11 protein-coding genes are annotated in these 17,225 nt (G+C 68.8%); 5 read left to right on the forward strand and 6 right to left on the reverse strand.

The genetic code is table 11. The features are described 5' to 3' along the window. The first annotated feature begins 359 nt into the window (after window positions 1–359). Both rpoB and ACWC1K_RS09855 read left to right on the forward strand, forming a co-directional pair. Window positions 360–3,845, forward strand: coding sequence for a DNA-directed RNA polymerase subunit beta (gene rpoB / locus ACWC1K_RS09850; protein ID WP_450829962.1), 3,486 nt, complete (start codon window positions 360–362; stop codon window positions 3,843–3,845). A 99-nt stretch (window positions 3,846–3,944) separates the two neighbouring features. Then, entirely contained in the window at window positions 3,945–7,844 is a 3,900-nt protein-coding gene (locus ACWC1K_RS09855) for a DNA-directed RNA polymerase subunit beta' (RefSeq protein ID WP_450829964.1), read from the forward strand. A 71-nt stretch (window positions 7,845–7,915) separates the two neighbouring features. On the opposite strand, the gene ACWC1K_RS09860 is transcribed toward ACWC1K_RS09855, so the two are convergent. From ACWC1K_RS09860 to ACWC1K_RS09885, 6 genes are all read right to left on the reverse strand, one after another. Beyond that, window positions 7,916–9,106, reverse strand: coding sequence for a M48 family metalloprotease (locus ACWC1K_RS09860; RefSeq protein ID WP_450829966.1), 1,191 nt, complete (start codon window positions 9,104–9,106; stop codon window positions 7,916–7,918). 46 nt (window positions 9,107–9,152) lie between these two features. Further along, complete coding sequence (locus ACWC1K_RS09865) at window positions 9,153–9,695, reverse strand: Pycsar system effector family protein (RefSeq protein ID WP_450829968.1); 543 nt, start codon at window positions 9,693–9,695, stop codon at window positions 9,153–9,155. After that, entirely contained in the window at window positions 9,692–11,179 is a 1,488-nt protein-coding gene (locus ACWC1K_RS09870; RefSeq protein WP_450829970.1) for a hypothetical protein, read from the reverse strand. The genes ACWC1K_RS09865 and ACWC1K_RS09870 overlap by 4 nt, the downstream gene beginning before the upstream one ends. A gap of 28 nt (window positions 11,180–11,207) precedes the next feature. Then, window positions 11,208–13,415: a hypothetical protein gene (locus ACWC1K_RS09875; RefSeq protein WP_450829971.1), complete on the reverse strand. Its 2,208-nt coding sequence runs from the start codon at window positions 13,413–13,415 to the stop codon at window positions 11,208–11,210. Further along, window positions 13,412–14,242, reverse strand: coding sequence for a hypothetical protein (locus ACWC1K_RS09880; protein WP_450829973.1), 831 nt, complete (start codon window positions 14,240–14,242; stop codon window positions 13,412–13,414). The genes ACWC1K_RS09875 and ACWC1K_RS09880 overlap by 4 nt, the downstream gene beginning before the upstream one ends. A gap of 128 nt (window positions 14,243–14,370) precedes the next feature. Next, on the reverse strand, window positions 14,371–15,129 hold the full coding sequence (locus tag ACWC1K_RS09885; protein WP_450829975.1) for a Crp/Fnr family transcriptional regulator: 759 nt from the start codon (window positions 15,127–15,129) through the stop codon (window positions 14,371–14,373). 422 nt (window positions 15,130–15,551) lie between these two features. Here ACWC1K_RS09885 and ACWC1K_RS09890 point away from each other — a divergent pair, with 422 nt between their 5' ends. The 3 genes from ACWC1K_RS09890 to rpsG all read left to right on the forward strand — a co-directional run bounded on the left by ACWC1K_RS09890 (window position 15,552) and on the right by rpsG (window position 17,199). Then, window positions 15,552–16,013, forward strand: a complete 462-nt coding sequence (locus tag ACWC1K_RS09890; protein ID WP_450830351.1) for a DUF1707 and DUF4190 domain-containing protein — start codon at window positions 15,552–15,554, stop codon at window positions 16,011–16,013. A 341-nt stretch (window positions 16,014–16,354) separates the two neighbouring features. After that, window positions 16,355–16,726 (forward strand): 30S ribosomal protein S12, encoded by a 372-nt coding sequence (rpsL, locus tag ACWC1K_RS09895; RefSeq protein WP_003948652.1) that lies wholly within the window; start codon window positions 16,355–16,357, stop codon window positions 16,724–16,726. A gap of 2 nt (window positions 16,727–16,728) precedes the next feature. Continuing rightward, a complete protein-coding gene (gene rpsG / locus ACWC1K_RS09900) occupies window positions 16,729–17,199 on the forward strand; it encodes a 30S ribosomal protein S7 (protein ID WP_003992340.1) in 471 nt (156 codons plus the stop codon). Window positions 17,200–17,225 lie beyond the last annotated feature (26 nt).

Raw genomic sequence — 17,225 nt, forward strand, 5'->3', positions numbered from 1 at the left:
CACGCAGCGCGCAATTCTCAGGACGCGTCGTCACAAGGATCCGAATCCGAGGCATGGATCGGCGACGAAGAGGGCAGTATCAACGTGCATTGAGGGCGTGGGCTTGCCGCAGGTGTTGAGGGCGACGAGGGTCTCCGAAAATCGGGGCTGGACATCAGTGTGCCGAGTGGCTACACTGACCCTTTGCGCTGCCTGTTAGCTGTCCCCTGCCCGTCACCAGGGGCATGCCCTCGCTTGAACACCGACGATCGGAACGTCCCTGACCTGGCCTTTCGGCCAAATCGGGGAGTCCTGTCTCTGTGTGCGGGAGAGGGACCGGTACGCGCGTAGTGAGTCCGAGCCCTCGGAAGGACCCCCTCTTGGCCGCCTCGCGCACTGCCTCGACCGCGAATACGAACAACGGTGCCAGCACCGCCCCGCTGCGCATCTCCTTTGCAAAGATCAAGGAGCCCCTCGAGGTTCCCAACCTGCTCGCGCTGCAGACCGAGAGCTTTGACTGGCTGCTCGGGAACACCGCCTGGCAGAGTCGGGTCGAGGCGGCTCTGGAGTCCGGTCAGGACGTCCCCACCAAGTCCGGTCTGGAGGAGATCTTCGAGGAGATCTCCCCGATCGAGGACTTCTCCGGGTCGATGTCGCTGACGTTCCGCGACCACCGTTTCGAGCCGCCGAAGAACAGCATCGACGAGTGCAAGGAGCGCGACTTCACGTACGCCGCTCCGCTCTTCGTGACGGCTGAGTTCACCAACAACGAGACCGGCGAGATCAAGTCCCAGACGGTCTTCATGGGCGACTTCCCGCTCATGACGAACAAGGGCACCTTCGTCATCAACGGCACCGAGCGTGTCGTGGTGTCGCAGCTGGTCCGTTCGCCCGGTGTCTACTTCGACTCCAGCATCGACAAGACGTCCGACAAGGACATCTTCTCCGCCAAGATCATCCCGTCCCGGGGTGCCTGGCTGGAGATGGAGATCGACAAGCGCGACATGGTCGGTGTGCGCATCGACCGCAAGCGCAAGCAGTCCGTGACCGTTCTGCTCAAGGCTCTCGGTTGGACGACCGAGCAGATCCTGGAGGAGTTCGGCGAGTACGAGTCCATGCGCGCCACCCTGGAGAAGGACCACACCCAGGGCCAGGACGACGCTCTGCTCGACATCTACCGCAAGCTGCGCCCGGGCGAGCCCCCCACGCGTGAGGCCGCGCAGACGCTGCTTGAGAACCTGTACTTCAACCCGAAGCGCTACGACCTCGCCAAGGTCGGCCGCTACAAGGTCAACAAGAAGCTGGGTGCGGACGCTCCGCTCGACGCGGGCATCCTGACCGTCGAGGACATCATCTCGACGATCAAGTACCTGGTGAAGCTGCACGCCGGCGAGACCGAGACCGTTGGTGACAGCGGCCAGTCGATCGTCGTCGAGACCGACGACATCGACCACTTCGGCAACCGTCGTCTGCGCAGCGTCGGCGAGCTCATCCAGAACCAGGTCCGTACGGGTCTGGCGCGTATGGAGCGTGTCGTCCGCGAGCGGATGACGACTCAGGACGTCGAGGCGATCACGCCGCAGACCCTGATCAACATCCGGCCGGTCGTCGCCTCCATCAAGGAGTTCTTCGGCACCAGCCAGCTGTCGCAGTTCATGGACCAGAACAACCCGCTGTCGGGTCTCACCCACAAGCGCCGTCTGTCGGCTCTTGGCCCGGGTGGTCTCTCCCGTGAGCGGGCCGGCTTCGAGGTCCGTGACGTGCACCCGTCCCACTACGGCCGCATGTGCCCGATCGAGACCCCTGAAGGCCCGAACATCGGTCTGATCGGCTCGCTCGCCTCCTACGGCCGGGTCAACGCGTTCGGCTTCGTCGAGACGCCGTACCGCAAGGTCGTCGACGGTCAGGTCACCGACGAGGTGGACTACCTGACGGCCGACGAGGAGGACCGCTTCGTCATCGCGCAGGCCAACGCCACGCTCTCGGACGACCTGCGGTTCGCCGAGAACCGGGTCCTGGTCCGCCGCCGTGGCGGTGAGGTCGACTACGTCGCCGGTGACGACGTGGACTACATGGACGTCTCGCCGCGCCAGATGGTGTCGGTCGCGACCGCCATGATCCCGTTCCTCGAGCACGACGACGCCAACCGTGCCCTCATGGGCGCGAACATGATGCGTCAGGCCGTGCCCCTGATCAAGAGCGAGTCCCCGCTCGTCGGCACCGGCATGGAGTACCGCTCCGCCGTCGACGCCGGCGACGTGGTCAAGGCCGAGAAGGCGGGTGTGGTCCAGGAGGTCTCCGCGGACTACATCACCACCGCCAACGACGACGGCACGTACATCACGTACCGCCTGGCCAAGTTCGCCCGCTCCAACCAGGGCACCTCGGTCAACCAGAAGGTCATCGTCAACGAGGGCGACCGGATCATCGAGGGCCAGGTCCTGGCCGACGGTCCGGCCACCCAGAACGGCGAGATGGCGCTGGGCAAGAACCTGCTCGTGGCGTTCATGCCGTGGGAGGGTCACAACTACGAGGACGCGATCATCCTGTCGCAGCGCCTCGTGCAGGACGACGTCCTCTCCTCGATCCACATCGAGGAGCACGAGGTCGACGCCCGTGACACCAAGCTGGGCCCCGAGGAGATCACCCGGGACATCCCGAACGTCTCCGAGGAGGTCCTCGCCGACCTCGACGAGCGCGGCATCATCCGTATCGGTGCCGAGGTCATCGCCGGTGACATCCTCGTCGGCAAGGTCACGCCCAAGGGTGAGACCGAGCTGACCCCGGAGGAGCGCCTGCTGCGCGCGATCTTCGGTGAGAAGGCCCGTGAGGTCCGTGACACCTCGCTGAAGGTGCCGCACGGCGAGACCGGCAAGGTCATCGGCGTCCGCGTCTTCGACCGCGAGGAGGGCGACGAGCTTCCCCCCGGTGTGAACCAGCTGGTGCGCGTGTACGTGGCGCAGAAGCGCAAGATCACCGACGGTGACAAGCTCGCCGGCCGGCACGGCAACAAGGGTGTCATCTCGAAGATCCTGCCCATCGAGGACATGCCGTTCCTCGAGGACGGAACTCCGGTCGACATCATCCTCAACCCGCTGGGTGTGCCGTCCCGAATGAACCCGGGACAGGTGCTCGAGATCCACCTCGGCTGGCTCGCCAGCCGTGGCTGGGACGTCTCCGGTCTCGCCGACGAGTGGGCGCAGCGCCTGCAGGCCATCGGCGCCGACCAGGTCGACCCGGGCACGAACGTCGCGACCCCCGTCTTCGACGGTGCGCGCGAGGACGAGCTCGCGGGTCTGCTCCAGCACACCATCCCGAACCGTGACGGCGAGCGCATGGTGCTCCCGTCCGGCAAGGCGCGGCTGTTCGACGGCCGTAGCGGTGAGCCGTTCCCGGAGCCGATCTCGGTCGGCTACATGTACATCCTGAAGCTGCACCACCTGGTCGACGACAAGCTGCACGCGCGTTCGACCGGCCCGTACTCGATGATCACCCAGCAGCCGCTGGGTGGTAAGGCCCAGTTCGGTGGCCAGCGGTTCGGCGAGATGGAGGTGTGGGCGCTGGAGGCATACGGCGCCGCATACGCCCTCCAGGAGCTGCTGACCATCAAGTCCGACGACGTCACCGGCCGCGTGAAGGTCTACGAGGCCATCGTCAAGGGCGAGAACATCCCCGAGCCCGGCATCCCCGAGTCCTTCAAGGTGCTCATCAAGGAGATGCAGTCGCTCTGCCTGAACGTGGAGGTGCTGTCCAGCGACGGTATGTCCATCGAGATGCGTGACACCGACGAGGATGTCTTCCGCGCTGCGGAGGAGCTCGGCATCGACCTGTCCCGGCGCGAGCCGAGCAGCGTCGAAGAGGTCTGACGGGAGTCCGGCCGGAGGCCCTGGTGAGGAACCTCCGGCCGGCCCCTGGACCCCCGTATCAGACCAAAGACTTACAACCCTGAGAGGGATTGACGCATAGTGCTCGACGTCAACTTCTTCGACGAGCTCCGGATCGGCCTGGCCACCGCTGACGACATCCGTCAGTGGAGCCACGGCGAGGTCAAGAAGCCCGAGACCATCAACTACCGCACCCTCAAGCCCGAAAAGGACGGACTCTTCTGCGAGAAGATCTTCGGTCCGACCCGGGACTGGGAGTGCTACTGCGGCAAGTACAAGCGTGTCCGGTTCAAGGGCATCATCTGTGAGCGCTGCGGCGTCGAGGTGACTCGCGCCAAGGTGCGCCGTGAGCGGATGGGCCACATCGAACTGGCCGCCCCCGTCACGCACATCTGGTACTTCAAGGGCGTCCCGTCGCGTCTGGGCTACCTGCTCGACCTGGCTCCCAAGGACCTCGAGAAGGTCATCTACTTCGCGGCGTACATGATCACGTACGTCGACGAGGAGCGCCGCACGCGTGACCTGCCCTCCCTGGAGGCGCACGTCTCCGTGGAGCGCCAGCAGATCGAGAACCGTCGCGACGCCGACCTCGAGGCCCGCGCCAAGAAGCTGGAAAGCGACCTGGCCGAGCTGGAGGCCGAGGGCGCCAAGGCCGACGTGCGCCGCAAGGTGCGCGAGGGTGCCGAGCGTGAGATGAAGCAGCTGCGCGACCGTGCGCAGCGCGAGATCGACCGTCTCGACGAGGTGTGGACCCGCTTCAAGAACCTCAAGGTCCAGGACCTCGAGGGCGACGAGCTGCTCTACCGCGAGCTGCGGGACCGCTTCGGCACGTACTTCGACGGTTCGATGGGTGCCGCGGCGCTGCAGAAGCGCCTGGAGTCCTTCGACCTCGACGAGGAGGCCGAGCGCCTCCGCGAGATCATCCGTACCGGCAAGGGCCAGAAGAAGACCCGTGCGCTGAAGCGGTTGAAGGTCGTGTCTGCCTTCCTGCAGACCTCCAACAGCCCCAAGGGCATGGTCCTCGACTGCGTCCCGGTCATCCCGCCGGACCTTCGCCCGATGGTGCAGCTGGACGGTGGCCGCTTCGCGACCTCCGACCTGAACGACCTGTACCGCCGTGTGATCAACCGCAACAACCGTCTGAAGAGGCTCCTCGACCTCGGCGCGCCCGAGATCATCGTCAACAACGAGAAGCGCATGCTTCAGGAGGCTGTTGACGCCCTCTTCGACAACGGTCGTCGTGGTCGCCCGGTCACCGGTCCCGGCAACCGCCCGCTGAAGTCCCTCAGCGACATGCTGAAGGGTAAGCAGGGCCGTTTCCGTCAGAACCTGCTCGGCAAGCGTGTGGACTACTCCGCGCGTTCCGTGATCGTCGTCGGTCCGCAGCTGAAGCTGCACCAGTGCGGTCTGCCGAAGGCCATGGCGCTGGAGCTCTTCAAGCCGTTCGTGATGAAGCGCCTGGTGGACCTGAACCACGCGCAGAACATCAAGAGCGCCAAGCGCATGGTGGAGCGCGGCCGGACGGTCGTGTACGACGTCCTCGAAGAGGTCATCGCCGAGCACCCGGTTCTGCTGAACCGTGCTCCCACCCTGCACCGCCTCGGCATCCAGGCCTTCGAGCCGCAGCTGGTCGAGGGCAAGGCCATCCAGATCCACCCGCTCGTCTGCACCGCGTTCAACGCGGACTTCGACGGTGACCAGATGGCCGTGCACCTGCCGCTGTCCGCGGAGGCGCAGGCCGAGGCCCGCATCCTGATGCTGTCCTCGAACAACATCCTCAAGCCCGCCGACGGCCGTCCGGTGACGATGCCGACCCAGGACATGGTCCTCGGTCTGTTCTTCCTCACCACCGACGGCGAGCTGCGTGACACCAAGGGCGAGGGCCGGTCCTTCGGCTCCACGGCCGAGGCGATCATGGCGTTCGACGCCGGCGAGCTGGCGCTGCAGTCCGCGGTCGACATCCGCTTCCCGGTGGGCACCATCCCGCCGCGCGGCTGGACCCCGCCGGCCGTCGAGGAGGGCGAGCCGGAGTACCAGACCGGTGACACCTTCCGGCTGCGCACCACCCTGGGCCGCGCGCTCTTCAACGAGCTGCTGCCCGAGGACTACCCGTTCGTCGACTACTCGGTGGGCAAGAAGCAGCTCTCCGAGATCGTCAACGACCTGGCCGAGCGCTACCCCAAGGTCATCGTGGCGGCGACGCTCGACAACCTGAAGGCGGCCGGCTTCTACTGGGCGACCCGTTCCGGTGTCACCGTGGCCATCTCCGACGTCGTCGTTCCCGAGGCGAAGAAGGAGATCGTCAAGGGCTACGAGGCCCAGGACGAGAAGGTCCAGAAGCAGTACGAGCGCGGTCTGATCACCAAGGAAGAGCGCACGCAGGAGCTCATCGCGATCTGGACCAAGGCGACCAACGAGGTCGCCGAGGCGATGAACGAGAACTTCCCCAAGACGAACCCCATCTTCATGATGGTTGACTCGGGTGCCCGAGGAAACATGATGCAGATGCGGCAGATCGCCGGTATGCGTGGTCTGGTGTCGAACGCGAAGAACGAGACCATCCCGCGTCCGATCAAGGCGTCCTTCCGTGAGGGTCTGTCCGTGCTGGAGTACTTCATCTCCACGCACGGTGCCCGTAAGGGTCTGGCGGACACCGCTCTGCGTACCGCCGACTCGGGTTACCTGACCCGTCGTCTGGTGGACGTCTCCCAGGACGTCATCATCCGCGAGGAGGACTGCGGCACCGAGCGCGGTCTGAAGCTGCGGATCGCCAACCGCGGCGCCGACGGTGTGCTGCGCAAGGCGGACGACGTCGAGACCAGCGTCTACGCCCGCATGCTCGCCGAGGACGTCGTCATCGACGGCAAGGTGATCGCGCCGGCCAACGTGGACCTGGGCGACGTGCTCATCGACCAGCTGGTGCACCACGGTGTCGAGGAGGTCAAGACCCGCTCGATCCTGACCTGCGAGTCCCAGGTCGGCACCTGCGCCATGTGCTACGGCCGCTCGCTGGCCACCGGCAAGCTGGTCGACATCGGTGAGGCGGTCGGCATCATCGCCGCCCAGTCCATCGGTGAGCCCGGTACCCAGCTGACGATGCGTACCTTCCACACCGGTGGTGTGGCCGGTGACGACATCACCCAGGGTCTGCCGCGTGTCGTCGAGCTCTTCGAGGCCCGTACCCCGAAGGGTGTCGCCCCGATCTCCGAGGCCTCCGGCCGCGTCCGGATCGAGGAGACCGAGAAGACCAAGAAGATCGTCGTCACCCCGGACGACGGCAGCGACGAGACGGCGTACCCGATCTCGAAGCGTGCCCGGCTCCTGGTCAGCGAGGGCGAGCACGTCGAGGTGGGCCAGAAGCTCACCGTGGGTGCCACCAACCCGCACGACGTGCTGCGCATCCTGGGCCAGCGTGCCGTCCAGGTCCACCTGGTCGGCGAGGTCCAGAAGGTCTACAACTCGCAGGGTGTGTCGATCCACGACAAGCACATCGAGATCATCATCCGGCAGATGCTGCGCCGTGTGACGATCATCGAGTCCGGCGACGCCGAGCTGCTGCCCGGCGAGCTGGTCGAGCGCTCGAAGTTCGAGGTCGAGAACCGTCGTGTGGTCCAGGAAGGCGGCCACCCGGCCTCCGGCCGTCCGCAGCTGATGGGTATCACCAAGGCCTCGCTGGCGACCGAGTCGTGGCTGTCGGCGGCGTCCTTCCAGGAGACGACCAGGGTCCTCACGGACGCGGCGATCAACGCCAAGTCCGACTCCCTGATCGGCCTCAAGGAGAACGTCATCATCGGTAAGCTCATCCCGGCCGGTACGGGCCTGTCCCGCTACCGCAACATCCGGGTCGAGCCGACCGAGGAGGCCAAGGCCGCGATGTACTCGGCCGTCGGCTACGACGACATCGACTACTCGCCGTTCGGCACGGGCTCCGGCCAGGCCGTTCCGCTGGAGGACTACGACTACGGTCCGTACAACCAGTAAGCGAGCAGCTTGAGTTGAAGGGCGGTCACCCTCCGGGGTGGCCGCCCTTCGGCATGTGCGGGTGTCGTCCGTCAGTACGGCGGTTGTTGGAGATACGGCTGCAGGTGGTGCAGCCGTGTGTAGTGGTCCGGGTGTGAGGAGAGCAGCTTGCTGAGCGTGCTCTCCTCCAGCTGCACACCGCCGTTCGCCGCGGTGAGCGCGACCTGGGCCTGCTGCTCCTGCTGGTGCAGCTTGTCGAGTACGGCGGCCAGCATCGGGGCGAAGCCCAGCGCGGCCGCGTGCTCGTCGGCCCGCAGCTCGGAACGGCGGCCGACGGCGGCGAGCGCGTACGGCACGGCCAGGACGAGCAGCGGCAGGCCGTACAGCGTGCTGATGGTGGCCAGGGCGATGCTGCCGATGACCATCACGACGACGGCGGTGCCGATGCAGCCGAAGGCGCGCGACACATGGAACACGAAGCCGGAGAACGCCTTCAGGAAGCGCCAGGCGATCCGGCCGGGGAGTGCGTACCAGTGCCCGAGGAGCCCGGCCCAGGCGTGGCCGCCGACGTGGTGGCCCAGCTCGTGCGCCATGACCGCGGCGAGTTCGCCGTTGGGCAGCTCGTTCATGGCGAAGCGGGTGACGCCGACGATGTGGCCGGCCGCGGCGACCGCGTTCAGGCTGTCGCTGTCCTCCACCCACAGCTCGTAGTTGCGGGCTTCTATGCCGGCGCGGGCCGTGACCTCGCGCCAGACCGGTTCGAGTTTGGCTCGTTCTTGTGGCGTGGGGTGGCGCAGACGGAGCAGATGGCGCGCGATGGCGCTTTCGGTGGGGCGGTGGAACACGAGTGCGCCGCTGGCGAGCCACGCCAGCACCACGACCGTGCCGAATCCGCCGAAGAGGAGCGAGACCAGGCCGACGACGAACAGGCTGCACAGGAAGTTCGGCAGGTGGAGCAGCAGGCTGCTGACGGCGGTGGCGTCGGTACGGCGCTGGTCCCGGCGGATGTGGACGCGGCCGTGGTCGGTGCTGATGTGGTGCGGGTGGGCGGCGGGATCCGGGGGCGTGGGCGGTGCGGAGGGCGCGGGGGGCGGGGCCTTCGGGTACTGCGGGGGCGGGCCGGCCTGTGGGTACCGGGGAGGTGGGGCAGGCGCGGGAGGTGCCTGAGCGGGGTACTGCGGTGCCTGCGGGTACGAAGGAGACTCGGCCGCCTGCGGGTACTGCGGCGGTGCCGACGGCGGCTGCGTCGGGTACTGGGGATACTCCGGCGGTTGCTGGGTCATGGCGGTTCCTAGTGGTTGCTTCAGTTGGGGACGACCGTGCGGCGGTTCAGCCGAGCAGCAGTGACGCGGGCAGCAGGACCGTGCCGACGCAGAAGGCGACCAGGCCGGTACGGATCCACTGGTGCTTGCGGGCGGCGAGGCCGCTGGCCTCGGTGAGTGCCACGGTCAGACCGGCGAGGGGGCTCTGTTCCGTCTCGGCGAGCGCGGACTCCAAGTGGCCCTGCTGCACGGCCTGTTGGATGTCGCCGAAGTAGGTCAGGGGCTGTCCCGGGGTCCACGGCGCGGAGCGGAAGCGCGGCAGCACGGCCAGCAGCATCGCGAAGAGAGAGACGGTGAGGGACAGCGTCCCGGACCACCACAGTGCCGTGCCCGCGGCGGACAGCACCGAGGGGTTCCAGCCCCGCCCGGCGAGCAGTCCGCTGAACACGCCGGCCGTCATGCCGAGCGCGGCGACCAGTACGGAGGCCTTGCTGTCGGCGCGGGCGATCTCGGTGCGCAGATCGGTGAGGAGACGCTCGCACAGCCGTATGCGTTCGGCGGAGGCGGCGGGGGCGGGGGCGGGTGTAGGTGCCGGGTCGGTGGTCGTCATGTGCTGCTTGCCTCTGGGGAGTTGTCCGAGTCGACCGGGGTCTCCTGGGCGGCCTGGTCGGGCGGCGGCGCCTGCGTGGGCAGGGTCGGGTTGCTGCCGTAGCCGGGCGGGGGCTGCCAGGCCGGGGTCTGGGGCGGGGTGGCCGGCGGGGCGGGGGCGCCGGGGTACGGTCCGGACAGCGGGGGTGGCGGGGCGTACGGTGCGGGCGGCTGCCAGGACGGGGTGCCGGGGGCGGCAGCGGTGGGTGGCTGAGGGCTCGGAGTCGCAGGTGTCTGCGGGGCCTGCGGAAGAGGCGCCTGCCTACCCGGCACCACCTGGGGCGGAGCCTGGTTGCCCGGCGGCTGGTCGTTCGGCGCGGCCGGATAAGCCGGCCCATCCCCCTGAGGTGCGATGAGCGGCGGCGTCTGCGGGACCCCCGGCAGGCGCTGGTTCAGAATGTCGCTGACCGTGCGCAGGGCCAGCTGCTTCGGGCCCTCCAGCTCGTAGCTCTCGGCCGTGTCGCCGTTGAGGAGCTGGCTCACCAGGTCCATCTGGGCCTGGATCATGCGGAGTTGGTCCTCGCGCATGCTCTGCATGACCAGGTGGGAGTCCTCGGGGTGCTGGGCGAGGTGGAGGGCCCAGGCGTGGACGCCGCCCTGCTGTAGATGCCACTGGTAGAACTCGATCTTCTTGGCCTCGATGGCCTGCAGCTCGATCATCTGCTGCCCCTGCTCCAGGGCCTGTTGGTGCTGCCACCGTTGCTGCTGGAGCGCGAGCTCCTGCTGCTGGGTGCCGTACGCCATGGCCCGTTCGATCTGCAACCGGTCCTGCTCCCGGTTCCGGCGGTCCACCTCGACGTCGATCTCCATGCCCCGCTCGGCCGCGCGGATCTGCTCGGCGGCGGAGTGGTCGATGGCCTGGAGCCGGCGCTGGTGGTCGATGTTCTCCTGGTCGCGCCGCAGCCGCAGCGTCCAGGTCACCTGGAGTCCCGCGGGTGCCCCGAGCGGCCCCAGCACGGTGACCGCCTGGAGCAGTTCACGCTCGGCGTACGCACTGTCGGGGATGGCGAAGCGCCGGGTCACCGGTCGGGCCGCCTGCTGCAGTTCGCCCAGCACCAGGGCCGGCACGTCCCGGTGGCCGCTCGCCACGAACCGGGCCGGGTCGAGGACCTGCCAGGACAGGTCCACGGCGGCCGTGAACTCGAACGCGTCGTTGTCGCTGGGCAGGGCGAGTTCCGCGGAGAACGGGTGCACGCCCATGTCCACCTCGTACACGGCCGTGTACCGCTTCGCCGCGATCTCGCTGCGCGTGGGCCGCCGGGGCGGCAGATACGAGTCGTAGCCGCCCTTCGGGGTGGAGAAGACCAGGGCGTGGTCGATGCGGACCAGCGACTTGAGGTTGAAGTCAAAGCGGCCCAGCTGGCGCACGGTGAGCACCGGGTCGACCAGTGGGGTGTGCCGGTCCGCCTGCTGCTGCCACTCGGGCGGGCGGTTGAAAGCGGGCATGGTGCGTGTCTCCTCGGGGATGTGCAGGTCAGCGGGGCGGGAGGACCGCCAGCAGGCGGGCCGCGACGTCGGGCGGGGGCTTGCCGTCCTCGCCCGGCATCGTCCGCAGCAGATGGCTCAGCCGGTCGTGCTCGGCGCTCGTGGTGACGAGCCGGGGCAGCAGGGCCGCGAGCGCCCACTCGGTGGTCTCGGCCCGGTGGGCGATCAGCACCCACTCGCACAGGACCTCCAGCGCTTGCCGGGTGGACCGGGGGTCGGCGAGCGCCGCCCGCCACAGCGCGGGGATGCCGTGGGCTGGCTCGCCGTCCTCGTGGGCGGTGCGGGCGTACCAGTCGAGGACCAGCGGGGTGCCGTACCGCTCGTCGTCCTGCGTGCGGTGGCAGGCGTTCACGAAGCCGCCGAGCGCCAGGTCGTGCACGGCGCGGTCGTCGTCGAGGTGTTCGCGCAGTTCGGCCAGGACCCGGTCGCCGGCGGGAGAAAGCAGCAACAGCCCGACGGCTTCGGCGAGTTCGCGTGCCATCGCGCCGTCGAGGTCGTCGGGACCAGCCTCGTACAGCCTGCGGACTGCCTTGCGCAGCGCGGCGAGCGCCTGCTCCGGCCGCTCCGGTCCGATGAGCCCGTACGCCCGTACGGCCACCCAGCGCAGCCGCGGGTCGTCGCCCTCGCACCAGCCGTCGAGGATGCGCGGGACATAGGGCGTGCCGATGAGATGGGCGAGGGTGAGCGCGTTGACGGCGACCAGCCGGTGCCGGAACCGCTTCGAGGTGCCCCAGGGTTCGATGACCAGCGCCATCGCGGAGGGCAGATCGGTGCGGGCGAGGACCGCGACGGTGGACGCGGCGCGGGTGCGGACCAGGGGGCGGCCGTCGTCGGCGAGGCGGCGCAGCCAGGCGATCAGCGCGGGCCGGGCGGACGGATGGCCGAGCCACACCTCACGCAGCAGCACCAGGGAGACCCGCTCGTCGAGGAACCTGGCCTTCTGCTGGGGCACCGGCCCCCACTCGGTGTGCTCGTCCTCCTCGTACTTCTCGGCGCGGGCCAGCTGGAGGCGCTTGCCGATGTGCGTGCCGAAGACGGGAACCTCCGGGACCTGGGAGTGGTTCCAGGTCTCCTGGAGGAGGCGGTACAGCAGGTCGCTGACCTCGGCGGTGAGGGCGTACGGGCCGCCGTCGAAGGCGGCGAGGGCCACCAGGAACGCCTTGTCCCGCAGATGGATCGAGGCCTCGTCCTCCTCGAACCACTCCTGGACCTGGCTCTCCAGCGACACGAGCGAGAACTGCGCGACCGTGTCCGCGCCCGCCTCCCCGGCCGCGTACCGGGCGAGCTGCTGCGCGAAGGCGGCGACCTCGCGCAACTGGTGGCTGCGGCCCAGGAACTCGGTGACATCGGGGAGTTCGAGCAGCTTGGCGGCGGTCTCGGCATCGGTGCGGGTGCTCAGGTGGGCGGCTAGGACGTCGGCGGCGGCGGGCGGGTGCCAGGCGACGGCGAACGGCACGTCCTCCAGTACGGCGGTGGGGTCGACCGTGATGATCAGGTAGCCGTGCTCGCCGAGCCGGTCGCGGGCGGCGAGCAGATGCGGTTCGCGCAGCGGTCGGTCGCGGCGGGTGGCCAGGTCGCACAGGACGTAGCCGCGGGAAGGGTCCTCGTCGGTCTCCGTGGTGGCGACCTGTTCGGCGAGGGCGCTCGGGCCGGTGTCGCGGTCCAGGGTGCGCACCGAGGAGACGCCGAGGCGGTGCAGAAGCATCAGCGCGGCCGTGCGCCGGCCGGTGAAGCGGGCACCGGACAGGACGAGGACGCGGTCGCGGCGCAGCCGGTCGAGGAGACCGGCCACGACCTCCTCATCGGCGACGAAGTGCCCGGCCAGCCGCTCCAGGGTGGCCCGCGGGACCTCGCCGGACACGGACCCCGATGACGAGAACCCGGGTAGGGAGAACTGGTAGACCGTCTTGGTCCCCATGATCACGTCGCCGCTGACCTGGTTGCCGGTGACGTTGTTCTGGTCGCCGCTCACCGTGCCGCCGCCGAAGCGTGCCTGGGCGCCGAAGCTCATGCTCCGCGGGCTGTGGTCGACCAGGTCCCGGCGGGCCGCCCAGGCGTCCTGCGGCTGGTCGCGCTCCTCGGACCCGTCGTCCGTGCCCTCTCTTCGGGCCTCGTCCGCCGGGGCCGGTTCGGCCTGGGGCTGGTCCGGCGCGGGACCGGCGCCGCCCGCCGGGGGCTGCTGATCGGGCGTGCTCACGCGCCCTCACCCCGCCTGCGGCCACCGCCGAAGTTGAGGTCGCCGGTGATCTGGTTGCCGGTGACGTTGTTCTGGTCGCCGCTCACCGTGCCGCCGCCGATGGTGACGTTGCCGTGGAAGACAGGGCCCGGCGCCGGGGCTCCCCGGTCCGGCGCCGGGCCGCCCTGCGGGGGGACCCGCGGCGTCGGGCGGTCCCCCGAACCGCCCGACGCCTCCCCCGCCCCCGTGTCACCGTGGTCTGCGGGTACCGCGCCGTCCGGCACCGGGCCGTGCAGCCAGGCCCTCAGCGGGCCGTTCTTGCTGTCCACCGTCACCGCGTGGAACTGCGCCTTCGGGATCCCGGTGTGGTCGTGCCGTACCACCCCGGAGTACAGGGGGTCCGAGACGCACAGCGCGAAGTCGTCGGCGCGCTCGCGCAGGGCGGCGCGCAGGATTCCGGCGTCCAGCAGCCGGCAGGCGTGGTTCAGGTCGGAGCCGACCCAGCCGTCGAGTTCGTCCACGGCGACCCAGCCGGTGGCGACCACGCCGCGCAGTCGGATCTGCGCGGAGCTGGATGCCATCCTGTTGACCGCCCGCAGCTGCGCCGGAACCTCCGTGAGAAGGCTGCGCAGCAAGGCCGTGACCGAGGCGCTCGCGTCGATGAGCTCCATCACCGAGTCCCCGCGGTCGGCCCGCAGCCGCAGTGTCTCGTCGATGCCGGCGCTCTCCAGTGCGCGGTCGGTGATGTCGTAGAGCATGCGCCGCAGATAGGCCTGCTCCACGTCGTCCCGGTCGCTGAACCTCTCGATGTCCAGCAACAGGATCGTGCGGCTCACGGGGTCGCTCATGGTCGCCTCTCCGAGGGGGGTGTGTGGTGCAGGCGCCAGAGTGGCGCCCGGGAGAGGCGGGCGGTGAGGGCGGATGACGCACTCGTTGTGTGACCGTGTGCACAGAAGGGCTGCGGAGGAGGGTGAGATCACTCCTCGTGCGGCCCCTGTGGTGAGGGGATCCCGGATGCCGGACCCGCCGCAGCAATGCGCCGCAGCACGTCCGGCCGTCGTATCAGCAGCGTCCGGCGTCCCGTCACGACCGCTTCCTTGTCGCGCAGCTCCCGCAGCAGGCGCTGCACCATCTCCCGGGACGCGCCCACCGAGCCCGCCAGCTCCTGTTTGCTCAGGGGTACGGCGAGTTCGATGCCCTCCTCGGTACGGCGTCCGTGGGTGCGGGCCAGGTCCAGGAGGAGGACGGCGAAACGCTCCCGCACGCTCATCGACGCGAACTCCAGCCGCCGCCGGTCGGCCGCCCGGGTACGGTCCGCGGTCAGGCCGAGAAGGGCGAAGGACACGGCGGGGGAGCGGCCCAGGAAGTCGGTGAACCGCTCGTGCTCCACGGCCACCGCCCGCACCGGCTCCAGCGCGGTCACCGTCGCCGACCGCGGCCGGCCCGTGAGCGCCGCCGACTCGCCGACGATGTCGCCGGGTCCGCGCAGGGCGAGCAGTGCCTCGTAGCCGTTGGCCGCTGAGGCCGTGACCTTGGTCCAGCCCTGCACCAGGAACAGAACGTGGGAGGAGGGCTCGTGCTGGTGGATGAGGACCATGCGCGCCGTGAAGTCCAGCTGCCGGCCGAGCGCCAGCAGCACCGAACGGTCCTCGCTCTCCAGCCGAGCCAGAAAGGGCACCCGGTCGTCCAGGCCTCCGTCGTCCGGTGAGTGCACCACCGTTCTCGTCACGCTCATCCCCCGATTTCCCTTGCAGCGGACGGATCAAGGTACTGAAAGCGCAGGACGGCCGGACCGGAAAGGGCGCGAACCAGCCAACGACGTGAAATGATCTGCGGCCGGCGCGGAGAGGGCGGAACAGGCGAGGAGAGCGCTGGAACGAGAGGGTCCGCAACGCCCCCTGTGCCAGAAATCCCCGTTCGGCGCATCATGGAGTGACTCGGGGGTTCGGGGAGGTACTCGTGTCCAATCCGTCGTGGCAGCCCTGGCAGTCGGGGCAGGGGGACTCGCAGCGGGCGCAGGATGTCCCGCAGTCGGGGCAGGACGTACCCCTGCGGCCCTGGCAGCAGGGGCAGCGTGGCGTGCCGCAGGCGTGGCAGGGGGGCTCGGTGCCGGTGCAGGGCTTCGGGCAGGCCTGGCAGGGGCAGACCGCTCCGTCCATGCTCGCCTCCCACGCCGACCGTGAGCGCGCCGTGGACGTGCTGCGGGCGGGGTACGGAGAGGGGCGGCTGGAGAAGGGGGAGTTCGACCGGCGGGTGGAGCGGGCGTACGCGGCCCGTACGGTGGGGGAGCTGGCCCTTCTGGTCGCCGATCTGCCGCAGGGCCCCGTGCCGGTCAATCAGGCCGCTCCGCCCGTGCCCGCGACCTTTCTGCCGGTCCCGCCGCCGACGAACGGCAAGGCGGTCGGCTCCATGGTCTGCGGGATCCTCACGTTCTTCACCGCCGGGCTCACCGGCATCCCCGCGGTCGTCCTCGGTCACTCAGCCCGCAGCGAAATGCAGCGCACCGGTGAGCGGGGCGAGGGCCTTGCCATGACCGGGCTGGTCCTGGGCTGGCTGTCGGTGGCCGGATGGGCGCTGATCATCACCATCCTCATCGCGGCAGCCCTGGCCTCCGCATGACCTGGAGTGAGCTGCGGCGACGTAGCTCCCCGAGGTGTCGGGAACGTGAATTCGAAGATCATGTACGGCGTAGGGTCTTGACATGCTTCGCATGGCGATGCGGGCGCGGCCCATTTGTTTTGACCGCAGCGTATGAGGTAGGTACGCTCAGACCTTGTGCCTGGGGTGTGCCCTGGCTCTCGTGCGTGCCTTCAACCGCATAGCGAGCCGTCACTGGCCACCGTAATCTGCGCCCTTTTCGCTTCACGGCGAGAGTCTGCCGGATTCGACACACCCGACCGCGTGGGTCGGCGACGTTCCAGGTTAGCTGTACCCATCGGCACACAGAAACCGGAGAAGTAGTGCCTACGATCCAGCAGCTGGTCCGTAAGGGCCGGCAGGACAAGGTCGAGAAGAACAAGACGCCCGCACTCGAGGGTTCCCCTCAGCGTCGTGGCGTCTGCACGCGTGTGTTCACGACCACCCCGAAGAAGCCGAACTCGGCCCTGCGTAAGGTCGCGCGTGTGCGTCTGACCAGCGGGATCGAGGTCACCGCTTACATTCCGGGTGAGGGACACAACCTGCAGGAGCACTCCATCGTGCTCGTGCGCGGCGGCCGTGTGAAGGACCTGCCGGGTGTTCGCTACAAGATCATCCGTGGCTCCCTCGACACCCAGGGTGTCAAGAACCGCAAGCAGGCCCGTTCCCGCTACGGCGCCAAGAAGGAGAAGTAGAAATGCCTCGTAAGGGCCCCGCCCCGAAGCGCCCGGTCATCATCGACCCGGTCTACGGTTCCCCTCTGGTCACGTCGCTCATCAACAAGGTGCTGCTGAACGGCAAGCGCTCCACCGCCGAGCGCATCGTCTACGGTGCCATGGAGGGTCTGCGTGAGAAGACGGGCAACGACCCGATCATCACGCTGAAGCGCGCGCTGGAGAACATCAAGCCGACCCTCGAGGTCAAGTCCCGCCGTGTCGGTGGTGCGACGTACCAGGTTCCGATCGAGGTCAAGCCCGGTCGCGCCAACACGCTCGCGCTGCGCTGGCTGGTCGGTTACTCCCGCGCCCGTCGCGAGAAGACCATGACCGAGCGTCTGCTCAACGAGCTTCTCGACGCCTCCAACGGCCTTGGTGCCGCTGTGAAGAAGCGCGAGGACACGCACAAGATGGCCGAGTCCAACAAGGCCTTCGCGCACTACCGCTGGTAGTCGCTACCCACATCGAGACCGAGAGA

Source organism: Streptomyces sp. NPDC001492 (genome assembly GCF_053597275.1).

Coding starts and splice junctions, on each gene's coding strand:
- ACWC1K_RS09860 (WP_450829966.1), bottom strand. CDS start 9,106: ATGACCCAGCAACCGCCGGAGTATCCCCAGTACCCGACGCAGCCGCCG.
- ACWC1K_RS09865 (WP_450829968.1), bottom strand. CDS start 9,695: ATGACGACCACCGACCCGGCACCTACACCCGCCCCCGCCCCCGCCGCC.
- ACWC1K_RS09870 (WP_450829970.1), bottom strand. CDS start 11,179: ATGCCCGCTTTCAACCGCCCGCCCGAGTGGCAGCAGCAGGCGGACCGG.
- ACWC1K_RS09880 (WP_450829973.1), bottom strand. CDS start 14,242: ATGAGCGACCCCGTGAGCCGCACGATCCTGTTGCTGGACATCGAGAGG.
- ACWC1K_RS09885 (WP_450829975.1), bottom strand. CDS start 15,129: ATGAGCGTGACGAGAACGGTGGTGCACTCACCGGACGACGGAGGCCTG.
- ACWC1K_RS09890 (WP_450830351.1), top strand. CDS start 15,552: ATGCTCGCCTCCCACGCCGACCGTGAGCGCGCCGTGGACGTGCTGCGG.
- rpsG (WP_003992340.1), top strand. CDS start 16,729: ATGCCTCGTAAGGGCCCCGCCCCGAAGCGCCCGGTCATCATCGACCCG.